General features: G+C 64.7%; 13 protein-coding genes. 7 read left to right on the forward strand and 6 right to left on the reverse strand.

Annotated features, from left to right (window positions below; genetic code table 11):
* Positions 1-623: 623 nt before the first annotated feature.
* Entirely contained in the window at positions 624-2972 is a 2349-nt protein-coding gene (gene ftsH, locus IG178_RS18620; protein WP_193214089.1) for an ATP-dependent zinc metalloprotease FtsH, read from the reverse strand.
* A 162-nt stretch (positions 2973-3134) separates the two neighbouring features.
* Between ftsH and IG178_RS18625 the strand changes: the two genes are divergently transcribed.
* Positions 3135-6632, forward strand: coding sequence for an ATP-binding cassette domain-containing protein (locus IG178_RS18625; RefSeq protein WP_193214090.1), 3498 nt, complete (start codon positions 3135-3137; stop codon positions 6630-6632).
* On the opposite strand, the gene IG178_RS18630 is transcribed toward IG178_RS18625, so the two are convergent.
* Entirely contained in the window at positions 6629-7264 is a 636-nt protein-coding gene (locus tag IG178_RS18630) for a hypothetical protein (protein ID WP_193214091.1), read from the reverse strand. The two genes, IG178_RS18625 and IG178_RS18630, sit on opposite strands and share 4 nt — an antisense overlap.
* The gene (locus tag IG178_RS18635) at positions 7251-8162 is read right to left on the reverse strand and encodes a ParA family protein (RefSeq protein WP_343226017.1); all 912 of its coding nucleotides are present in this window, start codon (positions 8160-8162) and stop codon (positions 7251-7253) included. Before IG178_RS18635 ends, IG178_RS18630 begins: the two co-directional genes overlap by 14 nt.
* Here IG178_RS18635 and IG178_RS18640 point away from each other — a divergent pair.
* The 6 genes from IG178_RS18640 (at position 8161) to IG178_RS18665 (ending at position 15389) form a co-directional block, all read left to right on the forward strand.
* Positions 8161-10296: a DUF255 domain-containing protein gene (locus IG178_RS18640; RefSeq protein ID WP_193214093.1), complete on the forward strand. Its 2136-nt coding sequence runs from the start codon at positions 8161-8163 to the stop codon at positions 10294-10296. The two genes, IG178_RS18635 and IG178_RS18640, sit on opposite strands and share 2 nt — an antisense overlap.
* A 50-nt stretch (positions 10297-10346) precedes the next feature.
* On the forward strand, positions 10347-11408 hold the full coding sequence (locus IG178_RS18645) for a PTPDL family protein (RefSeq protein ID WP_193214094.1): 1062 nt from the start codon (positions 10347-10349) through the stop codon (positions 11406-11408).
* A gap of 22 nt (positions 11409-11430) precedes the next feature.
* Positions 11431-12021 (forward strand): imidazoleglycerol-phosphate dehydratase HisB, encoded by a 591-nt coding sequence (gene hisB / locus IG178_RS18650; RefSeq protein WP_193214095.1) that lies wholly within the window; start codon positions 11431-11433, stop codon positions 12019-12021.
* A 9-nt stretch (positions 12022-12030) separates the two neighbouring features.
* Complete coding sequence (gene hisH, locus IG178_RS18655; RefSeq protein WP_193214096.1) at positions 12031-12648, forward strand: imidazole glycerol phosphate synthase subunit HisH; 618 nt, start codon at positions 12031-12033, stop codon at positions 12646-12648.
* A 49-nt stretch (positions 12649-12697) separates the two neighbouring features.
* Positions 12698-14161 (forward strand): hypothetical protein, encoded by a 1464-nt coding sequence (locus IG178_RS18660; protein WP_193214097.1) that lies wholly within the window; start codon positions 12698-12700, stop codon positions 14159-14161.
* Between the two features lie 79 nt (positions 14162-14240).
* Positions 14241-15389, forward strand: a complete 1149-nt coding sequence (locus tag IG178_RS18665) for a substrate-binding domain-containing protein (protein ID WP_193214098.1) — start codon at positions 14241-14243, stop codon at positions 15387-15389.
* A 293-nt stretch (positions 15390-15682) separates the two neighbouring features.
* On the opposite strand, the gene IG178_RS18670 is transcribed toward IG178_RS18665, so the two are convergent.
* The 3 genes from IG178_RS18670 to smc all read right to left on the reverse strand — a co-directional run bounded on the left by IG178_RS18670 (position 15683) and on the right by smc (position 20872).
* Complete coding sequence (locus IG178_RS18670) at positions 15683-16294, reverse strand: 3-keto-disaccharide hydrolase (protein WP_193214099.1); 612 nt, start codon at positions 16292-16294, stop codon at positions 15683-15685.
* A gap of 67 nt (positions 16295-16361) precedes the next feature.
* Positions 16362-16973: a DUF2238 domain-containing protein gene (locus IG178_RS18675; RefSeq protein WP_226895585.1), complete on the reverse strand. Its 612-nt coding sequence runs from the start codon at positions 16971-16973 to the stop codon at positions 16362-16364.
* A 116-nt stretch (positions 16974-17089) separates the two neighbouring features.
* On the reverse strand, positions 17090-20872 hold the full coding sequence (gene smc / locus IG178_RS18680) for a chromosome segregation protein SMC (RefSeq protein ID WP_193214100.1): 3783 nt from the start codon (positions 20870-20872) through the stop codon (positions 17090-17092).
* Between the last annotated feature and the right edge of the window lie 80 nt (positions 20873-20952).

Consider the following 20952-nt stretch of genomic DNA (forward strand, 5'->3'; position numbering starts at 1 on the left):
ATTTTCACGGCAATCCTTCGATCCACCGTAATACTACAGGCCTAGTAGTCCCCGCGGGACGAATTGAAGACCACCACCAGCCCCGATGAGGGCGCATTTTTCTTCCGTTTCCACTCATCGTGCAGCGGATTTCCACCTCGTGGTCATTGCCAAGTTGATCAAGGGCAGCCCTTGGGATCGCGGGCCGACTCAAGAAGGGCGCCTCCTGAAGCCTTCCTGAACTTCAGGAACGCAGCAGCTCGAGTAGGGAGTAGGCGCGATATACGGCCATCCTATGGCGTCTCCAATCAAAGACAGACTTATTCCCCCTCCTTCAGCATGGACCTCGTATGAGTTCTGGGAAGTTGCTCCGAGCCTACGTCGAAATCCACCCTACTTCCAAGCAACGACCAAACGGATCGGCCAAAGAAGTTAGCACCGGCTTCGCCAGAATCTACCTCGCCTGGCTTCGAATTCCATCTTGCCCCAGCGAGGTCGCAGCAGAATAGGCTCAAGGCTCCTCGACAACCACAATCCGCAGTAGGTCTGACCGCACACTGAGCAGGGCGCTCAGCGCCGGAACAAAAAAAAGCGCGGCAGAGGCTCTGAACACCTCGTGCCGCGCTTGTATAGATTCGAATGCCTCAGGCAGGAGCGCCCACGACGTCTCCGGCAAGGGGACCGTCGTCATCCGGCTTGTCCTCTCCAGCCGCCTTGGCAGCAGCCTTCTTCTTCACCTCCTCCGGCACGGGAGGAGGCTTCGGAGCGCTGGGAGGATTCCGCATCTCGCCGTGATCGATGATGTCCCTCACATGGGCCGCATCGAGCGTTTCATACTCGAGTAGCGCCTTCGCAATCAGCTCGACCGTATCCTTGTTCTTGGTGAGCAAGTCGGTCGCCTCCTGGTACGCATCATCGATGAAGCGCTTGATCTCCACGTCGATCAAACGGGCGGTGTCTTCGGAGTAGTTGCGGCTCTTCGACATCTCCCTGGCCAGGAAAACCGGACCCTCACCGTCGCCGTACTCAATCATTCCCAGCTTCTCGCTCATCCCCCATTCGCACACCATGTTGCGGGCGAGCGAGGTGGCTTGCCGGATATCGCCGGAAGCACCATTCGAGACATCGTCGGTGACAAAGGCTTCCGCGATGCGCCCACCCATCGTGACCACCAGGTTGGCCAAGGCTTCCTTCCGCTGAATGGAATACTTGTCGCCATCCGGCAAATACATCGTCGCACCGAGGTAGGGTCCCCGCGGGATGATCGTGACCTTGTGCAGCGGATGGGTGTGCGGGAGGACCATGTTCAAATAGGCATGTCCCGCCTCGTGCCACGCGGTGCCAATGCGCTCCTTGTCAGACATCGCCAAGCTGCGCCGTTCGCGCCCCCAACGGACCTTGTCGCGAGCCTCTTCCATTTCCGCCAAAGTGACCGCGGTCAAGCCCCGGCGTGCGGCCAACAGGGCAGCCTCGTTGATGAGATTCGCGAGCTCGGCTCCGGAGAAGCCCGGCGTTCCGCGGGCGATGACCGCAAGGTCGGTTCCAGGTGCCAGCTTGATCTTCTTGACGTGGACGCGGAGGATTTCCTCGCGGCCGTTGACGTCGGGAAGCGAGACGGTGACCTGCCGGTCAAAGCGGCCGGGCCGCAGAAGCGCGGGATCCAGCACGTCAGGACGGTTGGTGGCGGCGATGATGATCACCCCTTCCTGGGTGTCGAAACCGTCCATCTCGACCAGCAACTGGTTGAGCGTCTGCTCGCGCTCATCATGCCCACCGCCCATGCCATGACCGCGATGGCGGCCCACGGCGTCGATCTCATCGATGAAGATCAAGCAAGGGGCATGCTTTTTCCCCTGCTCGAACATGTCGCGGACACGCGAAGCTCCTACCCCGACAAACATTTCGACAAAGTCGGAACCGGAGATCGAGAAGAACGGCACGTCAGCCTCGCCGGCAATCGCTCGCGCGAGCAAGGTCTTGCCAGTACCAGGCGCGCCAACCATCAGGACACCCTTGGGAATCGATCCACCGAGTTTCTGGAATTTCCGGGGGTCGCGCAGGAAATCAACGATCTCCCACAGCTCTTCCTTTGCTTCCTGAATACCCGCCACGTCTTTGAACGTGACCTTGTTGTGATCACGCGTCAGCAGCCTCGCCTTCGACTTTCCGAACGACATGGCCCCCCTGCCGGCCGCCTTCATCTGCTGGCGGAACAGGAAGAACAACAACAGCACGATCAGCAGAACCGGAAGGAACGTAAAGATCGCACTGCGCAGGAAATCGTTGTTCGGCTTGAAGGTGCCGGTTTCCTTGAGCAGCGCACCCACGTCGTCGCCCAGCATCATCAGCGGGGCGGTGACTTCGAAGTAGGTCGGCTCGACCGGTTTGCCATCCTTGTCGGTCGCGGCCGACTTGGCTGGCTCGATCTCGCGCACGCCCACGACCACCCCGTTCTCGCCGTCGGTCGAATAAACGGTCAGCGGGGTGTTGTCGTCGATCGGCTTGATCTCACCGAGCGCGGCCGCGCGGCGGAAACCGGCCGGCGAAAGCGTGATCACGTCGGCCGGGGTGGCGGGGGCATCCTCGTGCTTCACCTGGTAGACCACCGACTCGCCGAGAATTCCGGTCAATTCGTCGATCCGCAGTTGAACCTTGAAATCCTTCTTCGTTCCCGCCTCTTCCCCCGGACCACGGGCCGGTTCCTGGGAAATGTAGCCATTGATCACCGCGTTGTAAGCGCTGTCACCATTGGTGACCTTGAGCGGATACTTCGGGTCGTCGGTCTTGATCCGTCCTTGATCCCAGTACGTCTTGAACTGCGCGAAGGTGATGGTCTTCGGCGTGGAAGTCATTCCGGGATTGAAGACCGCGAGGCCGAGGATGAGGAATGCCGCGCCGAGCAGAATGGCGAGACGCCAGTTGAAACCGGGGGGATCGTTAGGCCCGCGTGAGCCTTGGCCCTGCGGCGGGCGGTGTTGAGGCGATTCTGACATGATGGGTGGTTGAAGCGGCTGCTGCCGGTGCTCGCGAAGATCGTAGCACGAGAAACGAGCCACGCAAAAGGCGGCGCAGGGTAACTCTGCATTTCCGAAAGAAAACCCAATTTTTTCCGACACTCTTGCGGGTCAAGCCCGCCTTTGCCATGCATGGGCCGGATGGATCGAGATACCGTACCCGACGAGGTTCCGGAGCCCCGCGCGGGGACGGGGAGCAACCTCGGGTCATGGTGGCGGAGGAGATTGCAGGCCGGGGCCTCGAGTTCCCGGGTCCTCGGACTGATGGTCGACGCCTTCGCGGGCTTCGCGACGATCGACGGCCGCCTGGATCCCGACGAGGCGGATCAAATCCTCGATTTGCTGCGCAATGCCTTTCCTGAAGCCGATCACAGCTGGCTGGCGCGCCGGGTCCAACGGGCGGTAAGGGACCAAAAGCCGCTTGCCCGCACCGCGCTGGATCTCCGTGAACTGCTGGACGACACCCAGAAAATGGCCGTCGGTTTGCAGCTTTTCACGCTCGTCGATGCGGTTGGCAGATCGGGCAGTGGACGAACCTCGTTCGAGGTATTCCTGCGCCGCCTCGGCCGCCCGGACCACGCCCGTCAGATCCTTTCGGAGATGGGAGCGGAGAATCCCGACGAGCAACCCGGCTTCGAGCGGGTGATCTTCGGTCGTGGCGAACTCGCTGACATCCAATTGCCCGACCAGGCGGACGGCCATGCATTCAGGGTTTACCGGGCCTCCGACCTGGTGCTGGTCCGGAACACCGGCGACCAGCCGCTCTGGGTGCGGGGCCGGTCGCTGGAAAGCGGGGCCTTCCTCCGCATGAGGGAGCGCCAGCAGATCGTGATGCCCGGCTGGACGCTGACCTGCGAGGACCTGATCTTCTTCCTCAACGTCAAGCTCACCGGCAAAAGCCCGGCGATCTTCCTCGCTTCCACCGAAGACGGCCTGTCGAGCGAGCGCGCAAGGAGCAGGCAAAGTGCGGTGAGAATCCGCTTCGGCCTGAAGGCGGAAGTCGAAGCGCTGCGCCCCACCGACCTCGTCATCGACGGTTTGGGCGCCCTCAAGCCGGGGAAGCCGGTCCTTTGCTCCCACCATGAACGGCTCAGTGATCCCGCCGGATTCTCCACCACCCTCGACGCCCTGCGCAGACGGCGCGCAGAAGCCGGGGGGCGCTTCCGGCTCGAGGCGGACCAGCGCGACTTCCGCGTCTCCAACGACCCCTCGGTCCTCGAGCGCGGAGACCTTCTGCTGGCACCCGAACTCGCGCCGCGGGTGGTACTTCGGGTGCGCTTCGATCTCGAACGCCGGACCGGTGACCTCTACGTGCGCGAGGCCGAGGGAGCGGTCACGGTCGATGGCATCCCGGTGAAATCCTCCGCGCCGCTTCGCGATGGCTCGATCATCCGGTTGTCGACCACCCAGGCCCTGCGCTGCCGCTTGAGCGAGGGCATCATCGACGAGGAGCGGAATCTCATCGAATCGCTGCGGGCGCAGGACCTGATCCACGAATTTGTTCCCGGAACGCGGGCGCTCGACAACGTGAGCTTCGACGTCGGCCGCGGCGAAATGCTCTGTATCATCGGGCCCAGTGGCAGCGGCAAGAGCACGCTGCTGTCGGTATTAGCCGGCCAACTCGCCCCCACCCGCGGCCGGGTTCGGCTGAACGATTCCTCCTTCTACCAGAACCGGATGGAGTTGATCCGCTTCATCGCCTACATGCCCCAGGAGGAGGCGCTCAACCCACAGCTCACGGTCCGCGAGCACTTGCGTCACGCGACGACCATCCGTCGCCCCTTCCTTTCGTCCCAGGAAGTGGCCCGGCGGGCCGATGCCATCATGGCGGAGCTCGGTCTGCAGGCGATTTCCCGCCGGCGGGTCGGTTCTCCCGGGGAAAAGACCCTCAGCGGCGGCGAGCGCAGCCGCCTCAACCTCGGCCTCGACCTTGGCAGCGCCGCGGAAGTGTTCTTGTTCGACGAACCGATCTCCGGGTTGTCCTCCAAGGACTCCGAGCACGTCGCGGAAACCCTCCGATCGCTCGCCCGCGACAAGATCGTCATCGCGTCGCTCCATCGCCCCGGCGCCTCGGTGCTCAACCTCTTCGACAAGGCCTTGCTTCTGGACAACGGCGGCCGGGTCGCCTTCTTCGGGTCGCCGGCGGCGATGATCGCCTATTTCCGGGAGACCTCGCATGAGCTGGGCATCTCTCATCCGGCCGTCTCCGAGAACGTGCCGCTTGGCGCCGACTTCGTCTTCGATGTGCTGGAAACCCCGCTCGCCCAGATCGGCGGCGGCCAAAATCCCTCGGCGGCCCGGCGCTTCCCGCCCAACTTCTGGCAGGAGCGCTTCGAGAGCCAGGCCTTGGTCAAATCGCTGGGCGAGGTCGCCCCACCGTCGAGGATCGAACGCCTGGCCACCACCCCGACGCCCGCTGTGCATCGCCCGACCGGATGGATGCGCGGGGCGAAACGAAACCTCGCGGTCTTTTTCACCCAGTTCCAGCGCTCGCTCTATTCCAAGGTGCGGAACCGCGGCACGATGTACTCGACGCTGCTCGAGGCACCGCTGCTCGCCATGTTGATCGGCGTGACACTTCGCTCGTCTCCGGAGGGAGCCTACGAATTCCCCACCGCCCTGCATCTTCCCGCCTATCTCTTCCTTTCCGCCACGGTGGCCATGTTCCTCGGTCTCACCAACTCGGCGACGGAGATCCTGCGCGACCGCCCCATCCTCCGCCGCGAGCGCAATTGCCGGGCGAATCCCCTGCTCTACGTCACCGCGAAGTTCTGCGCGCTCGGACTGGTCGCTGCCGGCCAATGCCTGGCCTACACCGCGATCGGCCACTACCTGCTCGATATCCGCGGCACGGTGACAGAGCAGTGGCTGTGGATGACCGTCACCGCGGTGACCGGCACCGGCTTGGCCCTGCTGGTCTCGTCTCTGGTCAGAACCGAGCGGGCCGCCCTGACCGCGGTGCCCCTGCTTCTGGTGCCGCAGATGCTGCTGGCGGGCGCGCTGGTCCCGTTCCGCGAAATGAACCGGGGGCTTTTTGAAAACAGTGGGATCGAGCGCGAGCGCGGTGGCACCCCCTACCCGTCCCGCTTCATGCCCTTGAGGCACGCCTTTGAGGGCATGGTCGTGACCCAGGCAACCCGCAATCCCTACGAACTCGAACGCATCCGCATCCAGCGCCGGGTCGACGGCTTCAAGGAGATTTCCACCACCCTCGAACCCGCGGTGGCGGAGCGCCTGCAACTGATGCTGATCTCATTGGTCAAACTGGGCGCCGCCCAGGCCACCGATCCCGAAGATGCCAGTCGTCTGGCCGAGCGGATCACAACCCTCGCCCGCGGCGGCACGCGGCTGCAAGTCGAGTCGATCAAGGTGCAAAGCAAGGATCCGGAAGCGCGGCCCATCTCGGAGTTCTTCGTCAACAACCGGATCGACCTGCTCATCCGCGAGGCGGAGACCTTCCGGGTCGACTACCGCAACAAGGACAAGCCGCGGCACATCTTCCTCGGATTGAAAAAGCCGTTCGGCGACGATTGGATCGACACGGTCGACTACGACGGAGGGATTCTCGTGCTGGTTATCCTCGGTTCCGGACTCGCCACCTCCCTGGTCCTGACCATCCAGAACCGTAGGACCCGTTAGGTCGCGCTTTCCCGCGGGGTCGCCGCCTGGCTGAGGGCCTGGGAGATCTCGCCGACGACCGACGCGGCGAGCGGCCGCGGCACCACGGCGCCGAGCACCAGGCAACCGAACGCCGTTTCCACCGGCACCACTTCCAGCACCGCGTTGGCGCCGATCTTCACGTGGACATTCCCCGCCTGCCCCGACACCGGGCGATAAGCCTGAGCCAGGCTGCGGGCGAGGAAGTGGAGCTTGCCGAACGCCGGATCTTCCATGACCGGCTTGCCCTCGCGATCGAGGATGAAAACACCCTGCGCCCCGGTGTGGCGGATCAGAGCTTCCCGGAAGCGGGCCAAGCGGTCCAGCAGTGGACCCCGTCCCGGCGGGGCGGGTGCTGCCACGGGAGCTTCCGCCGCCGGCGGCGGTGAGACCTCCGGAACCGGGGCCGCTTCGAACACCCTTGCCGGCACCTCTTCCACCGGGGCGGCAGCCTCAGGTGCGGGCTCCGCCCGGTCATCGGCAAAGCCGACGAATTCGGTGCCAAAACCGGTATCCGGGGTGGCCTTCACCTCGGTCTCCTCGGCATTCGCCAGCAAGCGCTCCGCCAGGCGGCGGGCGGCCGAGGCATCAATCCATGGTTCAAGCGGATCCATCTCGACGGGAGGGGAGCGGCGCTCCGGATCGTTCAAGTTTCATTTCCAACTCGGCACGCAGCGCGTCAAAAACCGCAAGGGCTCCCTCCCCCTCCTCCAGCACCCCGACCGGCAGGCCGCGGGCACTGGCTTTCACGAACAACCCGTCGCGGGGAATCATCGTCCGCAAGACCAGGTCGCCCGGCAACAACTGCCGGAGGGCGGCAACCGACTCGCGGCTTTCCGCCATTTCCTGCTGCAACATTGTCATCAGGACCCCGAGCACCATCAGCCGAGGATGGATCACCCGCAGGCGGTTCAACCCTTCGAGCATCTTCGGCACCGAGCGGATGCCGAGGGGCTCCGCCTGCTGCGGCACCAGCACCGCGTCGCAGGACGCGATAATATCGGCAGTCAGCCCGAACAAGCCCGCCGGCGAGTCGATCAGGCAAACGTCAAAGCCCCTCGCCTCGACCGCGCGGACAAAACCCCGCACCCGCGCGAGGTGGGCGCCGGTCGGGGCCCCGCCGACCTCGTAATCGCTGGCCTGGCCGGCGGCCACCAGCGTGAACGTTTCCAATCGTGTCGGCACCAGCAGCCGTTCGAGGGGAATCCCGGGATCCGCCAGGTAGTCGTAAAAACCCGAAAGCATCCGCGACTGCCGGGTCAGGGAAAGGCCCACCGACCCCTGGGGATCGGCGTCCACCAGCAAGGTGCGCAAGCCCGCCCGCGCGAATGCATGTGCCAAATTGATCGAGACGGTGGTCTTGCCCACCCCACCTTTCTGACTGGAAACCGCTATACTGATCACGCTGGTATGCTCCGGGAAATCGCTGCCGCAGCGTAGCTTCGGCTTGTAAGCACGAAAGCCTTTTCTGCAAGGTGCTTCCGTCGCCCCCCGGGTGATGTTCCCCATCATGTTCAGATCCGGCCACCGCGTCCTCCTTCTCGCCGCCCTCCTCGTCAATCCGTCCTGCCGCGACCATGAGGCAACTGCAGTCAAGGCCGGCAAGGTTCCGGTCGTTGATCCGCGGCTCCTCGAAAACCGCATGCAAGCCGGCGCGCCCCAGGGCCTGCTCGCCTCGCGCGCGGACTCCCCGGTCCACTGGCAGCACTGGGACCCGGCCGTGCTGACCCGGGCGAGCAAGGCCAACCGGCTGGTGGTCGCCTTCATCGGTTCCGCCACCTACCCCGGCTGTGTCGATTCGCTCGACGCCATCGACCGGAACAGCGCCTTGGTCGCCCGTCTCAACGACGAGTTCGTCCCCGTGCTGGTCGATCTCGATTTGGCGCGCGAGGCCGGCCTCGCCGCCGGATTGCTCAGCCAGGAACTCAAGCTTCCGGTGGGATTCCCCTTCCTTCTGGTCCTCTCGCCTACGGGCAACGAGGTCGCCTGGCGGCCGATCCATTACCGCTCCGAAGAAACCATCGACGACGTTTTTACCGCGTCCATCGATGTCGTCGCGCGGATGTGGCAGGAGGATCCCGAATACGTCGAAAGAAACAGCACCAAGGATCACGCCAACCGGCTTGCCCGCCTGCCGCGGCCGGATACCTCGCCGCCCGACGCGGCAGTGCGGTCGGAATTCCTCACCTCCTCCGCCCGCCAGCTTGTCAGCCTCTACGACGCCGACATCGGTACCCTGTCCGGCACCGGCGGCTTGCTGCCGATCGGGATCCTCCAGTGCCTCGCCTCCGCCTCGCTCGATCCGGAAATGCCGCGCGATGTCGCCACCCGCAGCGGCAAAGCCGTCGCCGCCTTCGCCGACAACGTGCTCAAGAGCGCCATGGTCGATCCTCTCGACGGCGGCATTTACGCCAGCCGCCGCGGCAAATCCTGGAACCTGCCGACCACCAACCGCAATTGCATGACCCAGGCCCGGGCCGCCCGGGCCTTTGTCACCCTGCATGCCGCCACCGCCGAACCCGGCGCGCTGGATGCGGCCGTCGGTGCGGTGCGCTTCGCCGAGGAACAGTTCGCGGTCCAGGACGGCTTGTTTGCAAACCAGCGCCAGCCGCAGCCGGACACCCCCAACGACGGGCTGTGGACGCTCGAACAGATTGAAAGCATTCTCACCCCGAAGGAAACCGAGCTCTGGACCGCTTGCTGCGATCTCAAGGCCCTCGGCAACCTGACCGATGCCGGCGGCGACTTTTTCCGGCTGAACTCCCTGGGCTTCCGCACCGGCCTGCGCGAAGCCGCCGTCAGTGTCGGCATCGATCCCGCAGATGCCGCCGGTATCCTGGAGTCCGGCCGCCTCAAGCTTCTCGCCGCCCGGCAGGCCCGCCAAACGGCATCCTCCCCTGCCAGCGCCGCGCTGGCCGCCCCCAGTTTCCGCATGATCTCGGCCTACGCCGCGGTCTTCACCGCGACCGGCGATTCCACCTTCAGGGACAAGGCCGTCGCCCTCGCCGGACGCTGCCGCGAGACCTTTGCCAAGGGCAACCTGCTGGTCGAACAGAACCCTCCGCTCCCGGCGGAAACCTGTGACGCACGCGCCTTCACCTACGCCCTCGCCATCCAGGCGGCGCTGGACCTCGCCGAAATCACCCTCGACGAGAACTGGCGGATCTGGGCCGGCGACCTCGCGACCACCGTCGCGGAAAACTTCGTCACCGACGATGGCAAGCTGGTCGAGGCACGGCCGGCCGTCACGCCGTTGCAGATGCCGATCGAGGACCGGGTCATGCTCTTCGACGACTCGACCGCAGGGATCATGCGGATGAACCTCGCGCGACTCGATTCCCTCGGCCAACCGCCGCCGCCCGCCATCGCGCCGTGGATGACGTCCCTGCCGCCGATGGGGATCTTCCCGGTGATTTGCACCGATTCGATCCTCGCCACCGCCTTCGCCCGTTCGCGCGTGATCCTTGAGCTGCCGGCCGATGCCTCCGCCGAATGGCGCGATGCCGTGACCCGCCTCCCGCTCGACCGCATTGCCCGCCGCATTGGAACCGCCAATGCTGTCTCTGCGCGGCGTCCGGATGGCAGCGTCATGGTCATCCAGGATCCCGGCGATCTCCCCAAGATCGTGTTCCCCGCCCAACCTTGAGCGGATTTTCCGCTCGCCTCGGCGCCCTTCCGTCGGATTGTCTCCCCGCAATGAAAGCCCACTTCCTTTTCCGTCTCCTGCCTCTCTTCGCCATTGCCGGCGCCTCGGCCGATACCTTCGAGCTCAAGGACGGCACCAAGCTGGAAGGAACCATCCTGCGCGAGGACGGCGCCGACTACATCCTCGAGGTGCAGGTGACCAAGTCGATCCGCGACGAACGCCGGGTCCCCAAGGCCGACGTGGTCAAGCAGATCGCCGAAAAGAAGGATGAGACCGCCTTCGAGGAGATCGCCAAGCTCGTCCCCACGCCCGACCTGCTGAACGATGCCGAATACGCCTCGCGCAGCCGCAAGGTGAAAGCATTCCTCAAGAAGTTCCCCAAGAGCCCGAAGAACACCGACGCCCGCAAGATCCTCGATACCCTCGAGAACGAACGCGCCGCGGTCTCGACCGGCGGGGTCAAGTTCAACGGCAAGATCATCTCGGCCGAAGAACGCGCGCCCAATGCCTACGCGCTCGACGCCAAGATCCTCGCCACCGAGATCGAAACCGCCGCCGCGGCCGGCGACGTGCTCACCGCGCTGCGCGCCTGGACGAAGCTCGAGAAGGAATACCAGGGCAGCTCCGCCTACGTCAGCACCATCCCGAAGATCCTCACCGTGATGAAGAGCTACCTCGGCTCGGTCACCTCGACCCTCGCCGGCTACGACGCGCGGGTGAAGGAACGCGCCGCCAACCTCGCCGGCATGGCCGTGGGTGACCGCACCCGCAGCGAGCAGGCGATCGCCGAAGTCGAGAACGCCTACACCGCGCGACTGGCCCGGGAGAAGGCCGACGGGGAAAAGTGGGTGTCGGTGGACGCCTACCAGAAGCAGCCGCTGGAAGAGACCAAGCGGAAGCTCGAATCCGAAATCCGCCGCCTCGGTTCCATCAACACCGACAACTTCCCCAAGACCGAGGAGGCCTACGAGACCGCCTACGCCGAGATCACCAAGCCCGAGGTCACCAAGCAGGAAGTCGACACCGCCCTCTCCAAGGCCCGCTCCGCCAGCATGCCGCAGGCCTACCTCGATCTCCTTGCCAAGGCCGCCCCGGAGTTCCCGACGCCCTGATTTCCCCACCGACGACGTTCCCATGCCAGCGCGCACCTCTTCCCGGAACCGCAAGACCGCGGAAACCCGCATCGACCTCTCCATCGATCTCGATGGCGAGGGCTCCTCGACCATCAATACCGGCATCGGTTTCTTCGATCACATGCTCACGCTGTTCGCGCGGCACGGGCTGTTCGACCTGAAGCTCGAAGCCGACGGCGACCTGGAGGTGGACTTCCACCACACCGTCGAGGACACCGGCATCACCCTGGGAGAGGCGATGAAGGAAGCCCTCGGCGACAAGTCCGGCATCCGCCGCTACGGCTGCTGCTACCTGCCGATGGACGAGACCCTGGCCCGTGTCGTGGTTGACCTGAGCAACCGGCCCCACCTCGAATTCCGGGCCGCCCCGGGAACCCCGTCGGCGCCGAATTTCCCCTTCACCCTGGTGGAGGAATTCTGCCGTGCCCTCGCGTCCAACCTGCGGGCGAACATCCACGTCGAGCTCATCTACGGCCGCGACGGTCACCACATTGCCGAAGCCATCTTCAAGGGACTGGCCCGCGCACTGCGCGAAGCCTGCGAAAACGACCCCCGCGTCAAAGGCATCCCCAGCACCAAGGAAGCCCTCTAACAAGGCGGCATGACCATCGGAATCATCGACTACGGCGCCGGCAACCTGCGCAGCGTCGCCAATGCCGTCCACGCCCTCGGCATCGAACCGCGGCTCGTCGCCAGTCCGGCGGAAATGGACGGGCTGACCCACCTGATCCTGCCCGGCGTCGGCTCTTTCGGCGACTGCATGGGCGAGCTGGAGAAGCGCGGGCTGACCGGACCGATCCGCGACTGGGTGGCCGCCGGCAAGCCCTACTTCGGCATCTGCCTCGGCTACCAGATCCTCTTCAGCGAAAGCGAGGAGACTCCCGGGGTCCCCGGCCTCGGCATCTTTGCGGGCAAGGTCCGGCGCTTCACCGAGGACGGCCGCAAGGTTCCTCACATGGGATGGAATGCCGCCGTGCCGGTCCACCCCGGGGAACCGATCTGGGCGAAACTCGGCAAATCCCCGTACTTCTATTTCGTCCACTCCTACTTCCCGGAGCCGGCGGACCGCTCGATCGTCGCCATGGAAACCGCCTACGGCGAGACCTTCGCCAGCGCCATCCATTCCGGCGCGATCCTCGCCACCCAGTTCCACCCGGAAAAGAGCCAGCAAGCCGGACTCCGGCTGCTCGGGAACTTCCTCGGCGTGGCCGCGGACTGAGTCGACTGCGGGCTTGTGAACGGTCTGCGCACTGACTAGATAGTCAGTGATGCTGAAATACCGTGTCACGAAGTCCGCCCTGCTCCGGCTGCTGGTATTGTGCTCGCTCGCCGGATTGTTCTTCGTCGGCGTGCTCCCGGAATTGGAAGCCATCGGCAAGCCGCGGACCCCGGGCGAGATCCATTTCACCTCGCCCCGACCCGATCCCGTCGCCGCGAGTTCATCCGCGGAACCCCGGCGCCGCCCTTCCGGGCGCGTGTCCGACTGGTTCAGCGGACGCTTCGACGAACTCATGACCTGGGAGCACAATCCCTGGAAAATCAAAAAGACCACCTTCGGCAGCCATTACTTCGAGTTGCTTGCGTCGAAGGACCCGAAGGACAAGGCCAAGGCGGCGGAGTTGCGCCAGCGCGCAGAAGCGCTGCTCCAGCGGGTGTTGGAACGCTACCCGGAGCTCGCCGTTACCATGAAAAACGTACCGGCGGCGCAGAACGGCTTCCTCAAATGGCTCGAGCTCTCCGAGCGCATCAATGCGGATCCGAGCCGCCCGGGAACTCCTGGATACCGGGATATCGGCCTGCCGAAATCGTGGACAGAGTTCATCAATGACAAAGCATCATGGGACGCCGCGGCCATCAGAGCCTGGCTCGCCGGGGAAAAGGATCTGCTCGAGGAAGTTCGCGCCATCGGCTCGCTGCCGGATCAATCGGTCAACGGCATCGATATCGACCGCTATGGCTTCATTTCGGCCCGACTTGGCAAGAGCCTTACGGAGATGCTGCTGATGGATGCCCGCCTCGCGGCCGAAGAGGGTGATGTCGACCGGGCCCTCTCCTCGGTCAAGGCCGCGACCGGTCTCGCCGCGCATTTCGGGAATGTGGAAACGCCCTCGCTGCTCGCGGTCACCGTTCAGATCCTGATTCAGCGCCAGGTCGAGGATTTCACCGTGTCCCACATCCTGCCCGCGCTGCCCGCCGGTCAACTCGATGCCCGGGCTTGGGAAGAGGTCGTCGATGCCCGCGTGCGACCACCGGCCGAGTTCGCCCGCATCATGAAAGGCGAGTGGCACATCACGGCCCGCCAGTATCTCCTGCCCATGCTGACCGACACCGAAGACCCCAAGTATCCGGTCGATCCGGAGGCCCTGATCGACCATTTCTCCGGCGGCTTTGTCCAGGTGATCGAGAACTACCAAAGCACCTCCCCTGCCGACTGGACCACCGTGTCGCCGCCCGGATTCCCGGACAACAGCCACCTTTCCCGAGAAAGCCGCGAGTTGACCGATACCCTCTTCGTCGGCACCAGGGCGTGGAGCAGGGGCTTGGAGCGATCCCAGAACGGATCCGGGTTGACCCAAGCTGCCTTCGCCATCTTGCAGGGCCAGCCGGTCCAAAACGACCCGATCCACAATCTTCCCTACCGCTGGAATCCGGCGACCCGTGAACTGGCCGCACCGGATTCACCGGAGTTTGAGGGGATGGATCTCCCCACCATCACGGTGCCGGCCCCATAGCCCGGCGGGATTTCCCCCGGCCCCCTGAATGGGTCTATTTCCTAGTCACCCGCTCGGGAGCTGCCTAAATCAATCCATCGTGCGTCACGTTGCCGTCATCATCGAAACCTCCACCGAATACGGTCGCAACCTGATCCGGGGCATCGCCCGCTTCGGCCGGCTCCATGACTGGCAGATCCATTTCGAATACCGCGGCAAGACCGCCGGCGAGCCGGAATGGCTCGAGGACTTCGAGGGCGACGGCGTGATCACCTCCAGTCCCGACCAACGCTTTTCCAGGAAGCTGGCCAAGCGCGGCATCCCGGTGATCGACCTGCAAGCCACGGTTTCGGACGACAAGGGCGAGCACCTGTTCATCGACAGCAATCACCGCGCGGTCGGCCGGCTGGCCGCGGAGCACTTCATCGGCAAGGGCCACCGCCACTTCGCCTTCCTCGGCTACAGCGACCACAACGTTTCGCTCGAGCGCGAGATCGGCTTCACCGAGGCGCTCGCCGCCCGCGGGCACAAGCCCTTGAGCCACCACACCCCCGAGCGCAAGGACCGGACCTACGAGTCGATGTATCGCGGCAACGAAGCCTTCATCGCGTCGCTGCCGAAGCCCTGCGCGCTCTTCTGCGCCTGGGATGAGGTCGCCTTCCGGGCCGTCCAGACGGCCATCGAACAGGGCATCTCCGTCCCGGAAGACCTCGCGGTGCTGGGGGTCGACAATGATCCGGTGTTCTCCAGCACCTCACGCATCCCGCTTTCCAGCATCGACCCCGACATCGGCCGGATGGGCTTCCTGACCGCTACCTGGCTGGGCGAGATGATGGCGGGCAAGCGGCCGAAGGAAATCCAGCTCGAGCGCCTCGTCCCGCCGAAGGGCCTGGTCGTGCGGCAATCGACCGCCCTGGACGCCATCGAGGACCCCGTCGTCCGCCGATTCCTCGAGCTGTTGCGGCGCCAGCAACCGGGGCTCTTGACCATCGAGGATCTCGCCCGCGACTGCCACGTGTCGCGGCGCCTGCTGGAACAGCGGGTGAAGGTCGCCACCGGAAAAACCCCGCGCCAATGGTTGAGCCAAACACTGGTCGAAGCGATCCAGCGCTTCCTCACCCAGACCGACTTCACCCTGGCCCACATCGCCGATCAATTGGGCTTCGGCCATGCCGAACGGCTCAGTCATTTGTTCCGCCGGCAGACCGGAATCACCCCCGGTGAGTTCCGGAAATCGCACTCAAAATAGGCCCCGGGCGCCTTCGCAAAACCGCAAAGCACCTTCCCGTCATCGTATTGCGGAACAGCCCCTTCCGACCCTAGTGTTTCGGTATCAGCTGCAGGAAAAACCTGCCTTTGAAACCTCGAAACCAATGTCAGTTCCAACCGCCATCTCCTTTCCCGTCACCAACGGCACCACTTCGCAAAACGGCACCCGCCCGTAAGCGACAGGCTCTCGACACAACACCGGCCCCTCTCACGAAGGGCCGGTGTTTTCGTGTCCGGAAATCGCAATTGTTGCGTGAAAAGATGATCTGCTGACTACTCGAGGGTCTTGATCCGGATGTTCTTGTAGAAGGTGATGCTGTCCGGATCGTGGGCCTGCAGCGCGATCGCCCCGCCGCCCTTCTGCAGCTTGCTCTTGTCCGCCTCCGGCGTGTAATCGACCAGTTCCTTGCCGTTCACGCTGATGGTGATCTTGCCGTCATCGACGCGGATCACGTACTTCATCCAGGTGTTGTCCTCGAAGGGCTCCTTGTTATCGACCACCGCATAGAGGCCTCCCGACTTGCGCCAGTCCGACTGGGTGTTGTTGACCTGCACCTCGTAGCCCTTGCCCGGCCAGCCCTCGTCCTGCCACTCGCTGTGGATGAAGATTCCGCCGTTGGAGTGCTCCTTGGTCATCACGTCCATCCTCAGCTCGAAGTTGTCGAACTTCGCGTCGTTCACCTTGCCGACGTAGAAGGCATGGGAGCAGCCTCCCTGGGCACGGATCGCGCCGTCCTCGATGCGGAAGGCCTCCTTGTTCCCGGCGACCTTCCAGCCGTCGAGGGTTTTGCCGTCGAAGAGCGAGGTGAAGCCTTCCTCCGTTTCGGCGGTGGCGGTGAAGACGAGCGCCGCTCCCGCGGCAAGGGCTGTGATTAGCTTTTTCATAAGACGATCAGCTTACGAATGGAGCAATTCCCACATTTCGCAACACGCGATGCGATGACAGGAATGATCACTTTCCCAAGGCCGCCATCGAACGGTCGTGGAAAGGCCGCAAGACGAGCAGGGAAACCAGTCCCCCGATCCCGGCCAGGAACATGTCCGTCTGCGTGTCCCATGGATCGCCCTGGGTGCCGAGGAACGATTCGGACGCCTCCGCCGATACCAACGCCGCCGCCCATTCGATGAGCTCGTAGCAAGCGCTGAACGCCAGCGTCACCGACAGCGCGGTGAAATTCAGCCAGCCGCGCCGGGCGAAGACGCCGTTGCGGATGAAGATTTCACGGCTCAGCATCGCCGGCACGATACCTTGGAACAGGTGCCCGAGCCGGTCGTAGTGGTTCCGCTCCGTGCCGAGCAGCCCCTTCACCCAATCCCCCGCCGGCACCCGCGCATAAGTGTAGTGGCCGCCCACCAGCAGGATCACCATGTGGATCCCGATGAAGGCCAGCAGGAAGGTCGACAGCCGCCAGCCGCGCCGTGCGGCCATCCCCAGCGCGATGAAGCCGATGAACACCGGCACCGTCTCCAGCCACCAGGTGGTGCGGTCGTAGGGCTGCCACGCCGACCAAGCGATCCACGGCAACACTGCCACGAGGAGGATCAGGTTCGGACGCAGCGGCATCCCCCATCATTGCCACGACCGGCGGGGCCTCCATTCAAAAAATCGGGGGACGGAAAGCAAACCCACCCGGGTCTTCCCTCCGTCCCCCATCCCTCTTCTGTCGGAAGAACTGTTGGTCAGGCGTCCAAGCGCAAGGCCGCCTTCTGGGCGGCCGATTTCGCCTCGCCCTTGCTCGCGGCGTCGTCGGAGTTGGTCAGGCGCATGCCGACCGGCTTCGACACGCCGAACTCCTCCATGGTGACGCCATACATCACGTCGGCGCGGGCCATGGTCCGCTTGGAGTGGGTCACGATGATGAACTGCGAATTGTCGATGAAGCGGTCGAGCACCTTGACGAAACGGTTGATGTTCGACTCGTCGAGCGGCGCGTCGAGTTCGTCGAGCACGCAGAACGGGCTCGGCTTGATCATGTAGATCGAGAACAGCAGGGCCACCGCGGTCATCGAGCGCTCGCCACCGGAAAGGAGCGAGATGCTCTGCAGCTTCTTTCCCGGTGGCTTGGCGATCACCTCGATGCCGGACTCCAACGGATCGTTTTCGTCCACCAGCATCAGGTCGGCCTTGCCCTGTTCGCCGAAGAGTTCCTTGAACATGTCGCGGAAGTTCAGTTTCACCTGCGCGAAGGTTTCCGAGAAGCGGCGCTCGGTCTCCTCGTTGATCCGCTCGATGACCTCGATCAGGTTCGCCTTGGAGTTCACCAGGTCGTCGTAGTTCGAGCGGACCTCGTTGAAGCGCTCCTCGAGTTCTTCGTATTCCTGGATGGCATCGACATTGACCGGCCCCATCGAGTCGAGGCGGCGCTTGAGATCGCCCACCACGGCCTCCACGAAGCTCCAGTCGGGCTCGCCGGTCATCTCGCCGGGAAGCACCGGAAGTTCGTCCTCGTCCTTGGTGGCATCGACCACCACGATCGGCTGCTCCTCTTCCTCGGAGTCTTCGTTTTCGACCAGGGTCTGGCGGCCGCCGCGCGACTGCTGCGACTTCTGCGAGGCGATGCAGGAAAGCAGCGCGTGGGCATCCGGTTCGAAGCTCGCCAGCTCGACCTGGTGCCGCTCGAGGATCGAGTTCACCAGGTTCTCGAGCCGCAGCTCGATCTTGGTGATCGCCACCTCCTCGCGGCCACGCTGTTCGGAAGCCTTCGAGTAATGACGGCGGGCCTCGGCCAAGGCAGCCTCGGCCTTGTCGATCGCTTCCAGCAATTCGTTGCGACGGCCGGCGCGGGACTCGATCTCGACGGCAAGATCCTCGGACTCGGCCTGGTGCGTTTCGACTTCCTCGGACAGCCGGGCATTCTCCGCGGCGGCGGCTTCAATGCGCTGCACGAACGAGTCGATCTCGGTCTCGCGGCGGATGGAAAGTTCACGCAGCTCGCTCAGCCGCGCCTCCATCGGCTGCTGCTGGGCTTCCGCGGCCTGCTTGGCCTGCCGCTCGACCGCCAGCGAAGTCCTCAGCTCGTTGAGTGCCTGGTTGAGTTCGGCCTCGTCGCGCTGGGATTCCTCCACCTGCGACTGCAGGCGCCGCTGGTCTTCCTCGTGGCCTTCGAGACGTTCGCGCGCCATTGCCAGCTCGCTCTCCAGGCCGCTGCGGCTGTCGTGCGCCGCCTGATCGCGGCTTTCCAGTTCGCCGCGCTCCCAACGGACATTGTCGAGCTTGGTCTGGACGCTTTCGACCTCGCGGGCCGCCAGCGTGAGCTGGCCCTGCAGGGTGGAAAGCTCCACCTTGTGACGCTGGACGCGCTCGCGGCTGCTTTCGACTTCCTCCTGCAGCTCCTTCATGCGGGCCTCGAGATCCTTCACCCGCTGCACCGCGGCCGCCTCGGCCTCGGTCAGGGCGGCGACTTCCGTCTCCAGATCGCGCACTTCGTTCTGCAGCTCGAGCACCGAGACATTCCCTTCCCCGGCGTCGCCGCCGTGGAGGATGCCTTCCGCGCCGAGCAGCTCGCCCGCCTGGGTGACCATGGTCACATCGGGAAGGTCGGCGCGCAGGCGCAGGGCGGTCGCGAAATTCGGCACGATCAGCACCTTCTCGAGCAAGCGCTCGATGACCCGCGAGACCCGGGCATCGGACTTCACGCGGTCGAGCGCCCACGCCACCGCCCCTTGCGGCAGCGCTTCCATCTGCGTGCCGTTGGAGTGGCCGACGAAGGTCTCCGGCAGGATCGCCGCCTGGCCGAGGCGCTTCTCGGTGAGGCGGGAGATCAAGGCGTCGGCGAGCTTTTCGTCCGAAACCAACACCGCCTGGAGATGGCTGCCGAGCGCCGTCTCGATGGCGCGGGCGCAGGAGCGGTCGGCCTCGATGAAGCCGGCCAGCACGCCGTGGATGCCGGGCTTGAAGCGCTCGGGATCGTCGAGCCCGTCGAGCACCTTGCGGGTGCCCTTCTGAAAGCCTTCGCCGCTGGCCACCAGCTGGCGCACGACCTGCAGCCGCGACGAGCGCTGGGTCAGCGTCTTGTGGGCTTCCGCGGCGGCGGCCCGGGCGGCGTCGAGATCCCCGCGGGTGTGCTGGTAGGTCCGTTCCGCCTTCTGGAAGGTCTCTTCCAGCTCGGTGGTGCGGGCGGCGTGCTCGTCGAGCAGGTTCGAAATCTCGTCGCGCTGGGCGTGGGCTTCCTCGATCTCAAGGTTCAGCCGCTGCTCCTCGTCGGCCAGCATGCGGGCGCGCTCGCGGCTGGTCTCGAGCTGGGCCAGCGAGCTCTCGATCTTCGCCTGGGTGGAAGCGATGATCGTCTGCGCCCGGTTCGCCTCGGCGCGGGCTTCGCGCAGCTGCGCCTCGATCTGCTCGCGGTCCGCCCGGGCGATGTGGGTGCGCTCTTCCTGGTCGGCGAGCTGGATTTCCTGCTCGGCGATCCGGCGGGCGAGCTGCTCCATCGCCTCGTTGGCGGCGACCACGTCGAACTCCTGCTGGGCGAGCTTCTCGCGGGTGGTCTCGATTTCCTCGCGGTTCTGCGAAATGCGGCCTTCCAGCTCGGCCTTGCGCTCCTCGTTGAAGGCCACCCGGCCCTGGGCCGCGGCAAGCTGGTTGCGGTGCGAGTTGAGCTGCTGGCGGAGGTCGGCGAGTTCGCCTTCGAAATTGCGCGCTTCCAAGCGGGCGTCGGCAACCGCTTCCTCCTTCGGCTCCATCAGGCGCTCCAGTTCGGCTTCCGTCGCCTCCAGCGAGCGGATCGAGGTGCGGAGTTCGTCGCATTCCGCCGACAGCTCGACGAAGCGCTTGTGCCCGAGATGGGTGTCGAGGATCCGGACGTCGCCTGCCAGTGCCTGGTAGCGGCGGGCCTTGGCGACCTGGCGCTTCAGGGAATTCATCCGCCGCTCCTGCTCGGCGATGACGTCCGAGACGCGCAGCAGGTTGGCCTCGGTGAACTCCAGCTTGCGCAGCGCTTCCTTCTTCTCGCGCTTGTACTTGGTGATGCCCGCGGCTTCCTCGAACACCATCCGGCGTTCCTCCGGCTTGGAGGAAAGGATCTGGTCGATCTGGCCCTGGGCCATGATCGAATAGGCCGTCCGGCCGATCCCGGTGTCCATCAGCAGGTCGTGGATGTCCTTCAGCCGGCATAGCGTGCCGTTGATGCGGTACTCCGACTTGCCGTCGCGGAAGACCCGGCGGGTCAGGGAGACCTCGTTGTAGTCCACTTTCAGCGACTCCTCGCAGTCGGCCATGGTCAGCGTCACCTCGGCCATCCCGAGCGGCTTGCGGCGCTCGGTGCCGTTGAAGATGACGTCGGCCATTTCCCCGCCGCGCAACGCCTTGGCGGAGGTTTCGCCGAGCACCCAGCGGATCGCGTCGACGACGTTCGACTTGCCGCAGCCGTTGGGCCCGACGATCCCGGTGACACCCTTGTGGAACTCGAACTTCGTCTTGTCCGCGAAGGACTTGAAGCCGTGGATCTCAAGCGATTTTAAATACATGCGACAGAAGCGGGTTAGAGGTTCAGCCCGGGAGGGATTCCGGACCCTGCGAGCCTATCCCAAAAACTTGCCGCGGAAAG

Origin of the sequence: Neoluteolibacter marinus, assembly GCF_014904755.1 — a bacterium.
GTDB lineage: Bacteria > Verrucomicrobiota > Verrucomicrobiia > Verrucomicrobiales > Akkermansiaceae > Haloferula > Haloferula marina.

Coding starts and splice junctions, on each gene's coding strand:
- ftsH (WP_193214089.1), bottom strand. CDS start 2,972: ATGTCAGAATCGCCTCAACACCGCCCGCCGCAGGGCCAAGGCTCACGC.
- IG178_RS18625 (WP_193214090.1), top strand. CDS start 3,135: ATGGATCGAGATACCGTACCCGACGAGGTTCCGGAGCCCCGCGCGGGG.
- IG178_RS18630 (WP_193214091.1), bottom strand. CDS start 7,264: ATGGATCCGCTTGAACCATGGATTGATGCCTCGGCCGCCCGCCGCCTG.
- IG178_RS18640 (WP_193214093.1), top strand. CDS start 8,161: ATGTTCAGATCCGGCCACCGCGTCCTCCTTCTCGCCGCCCTCCTCGTC.
- IG178_RS18635 (WP_343226017.1), bottom strand. CDS start 8,162: ATGATGGGGAACATCACCCGGGGGGCGACGGAAGCACCTTGCAGAAAA.
- IG178_RS18645 (WP_193214094.1), top strand. CDS start 10,347: ATGAAAGCCCACTTCCTTTTCCGTCTCCTGCCTCTCTTCGCCATTGCC.
- hisB (WP_193214095.1), top strand. CDS start 11,431: ATGCCAGCGCGCACCTCTTCCCGGAACCGCAAGACCGCGGAAACCCGC.
- hisH (WP_193214096.1), top strand. CDS start 12,031: ATGACCATCGGAATCATCGACTACGGCGCCGGCAACCTGCGCAGCGTC.
- IG178_RS18660 (WP_193214097.1), top strand. CDS start 12,698: ATGCTGAAATACCGTGTCACGAAGTCCGCCCTGCTCCGGCTGCTGGTA.
- IG178_RS18670 (WP_193214099.1), bottom strand. CDS start 16,294: ATGAAAAAGCTAATCACAGCCCTTGCCGCGGGAGCGGCGCTCGTCTTC.
- IG178_RS18675 (WP_226895585.1), bottom strand. CDS start 16,973: ATGCCGCTGCGTCCGAACCTGATCCTCCTCGTGGCAGTGTTGCCGTGG.
- smc (WP_193214100.1), bottom strand. CDS start 20,872: ATGTATTTAAAATCGCTTGAGATCCACGGCTTCAAGTCCTTCGCGGAC.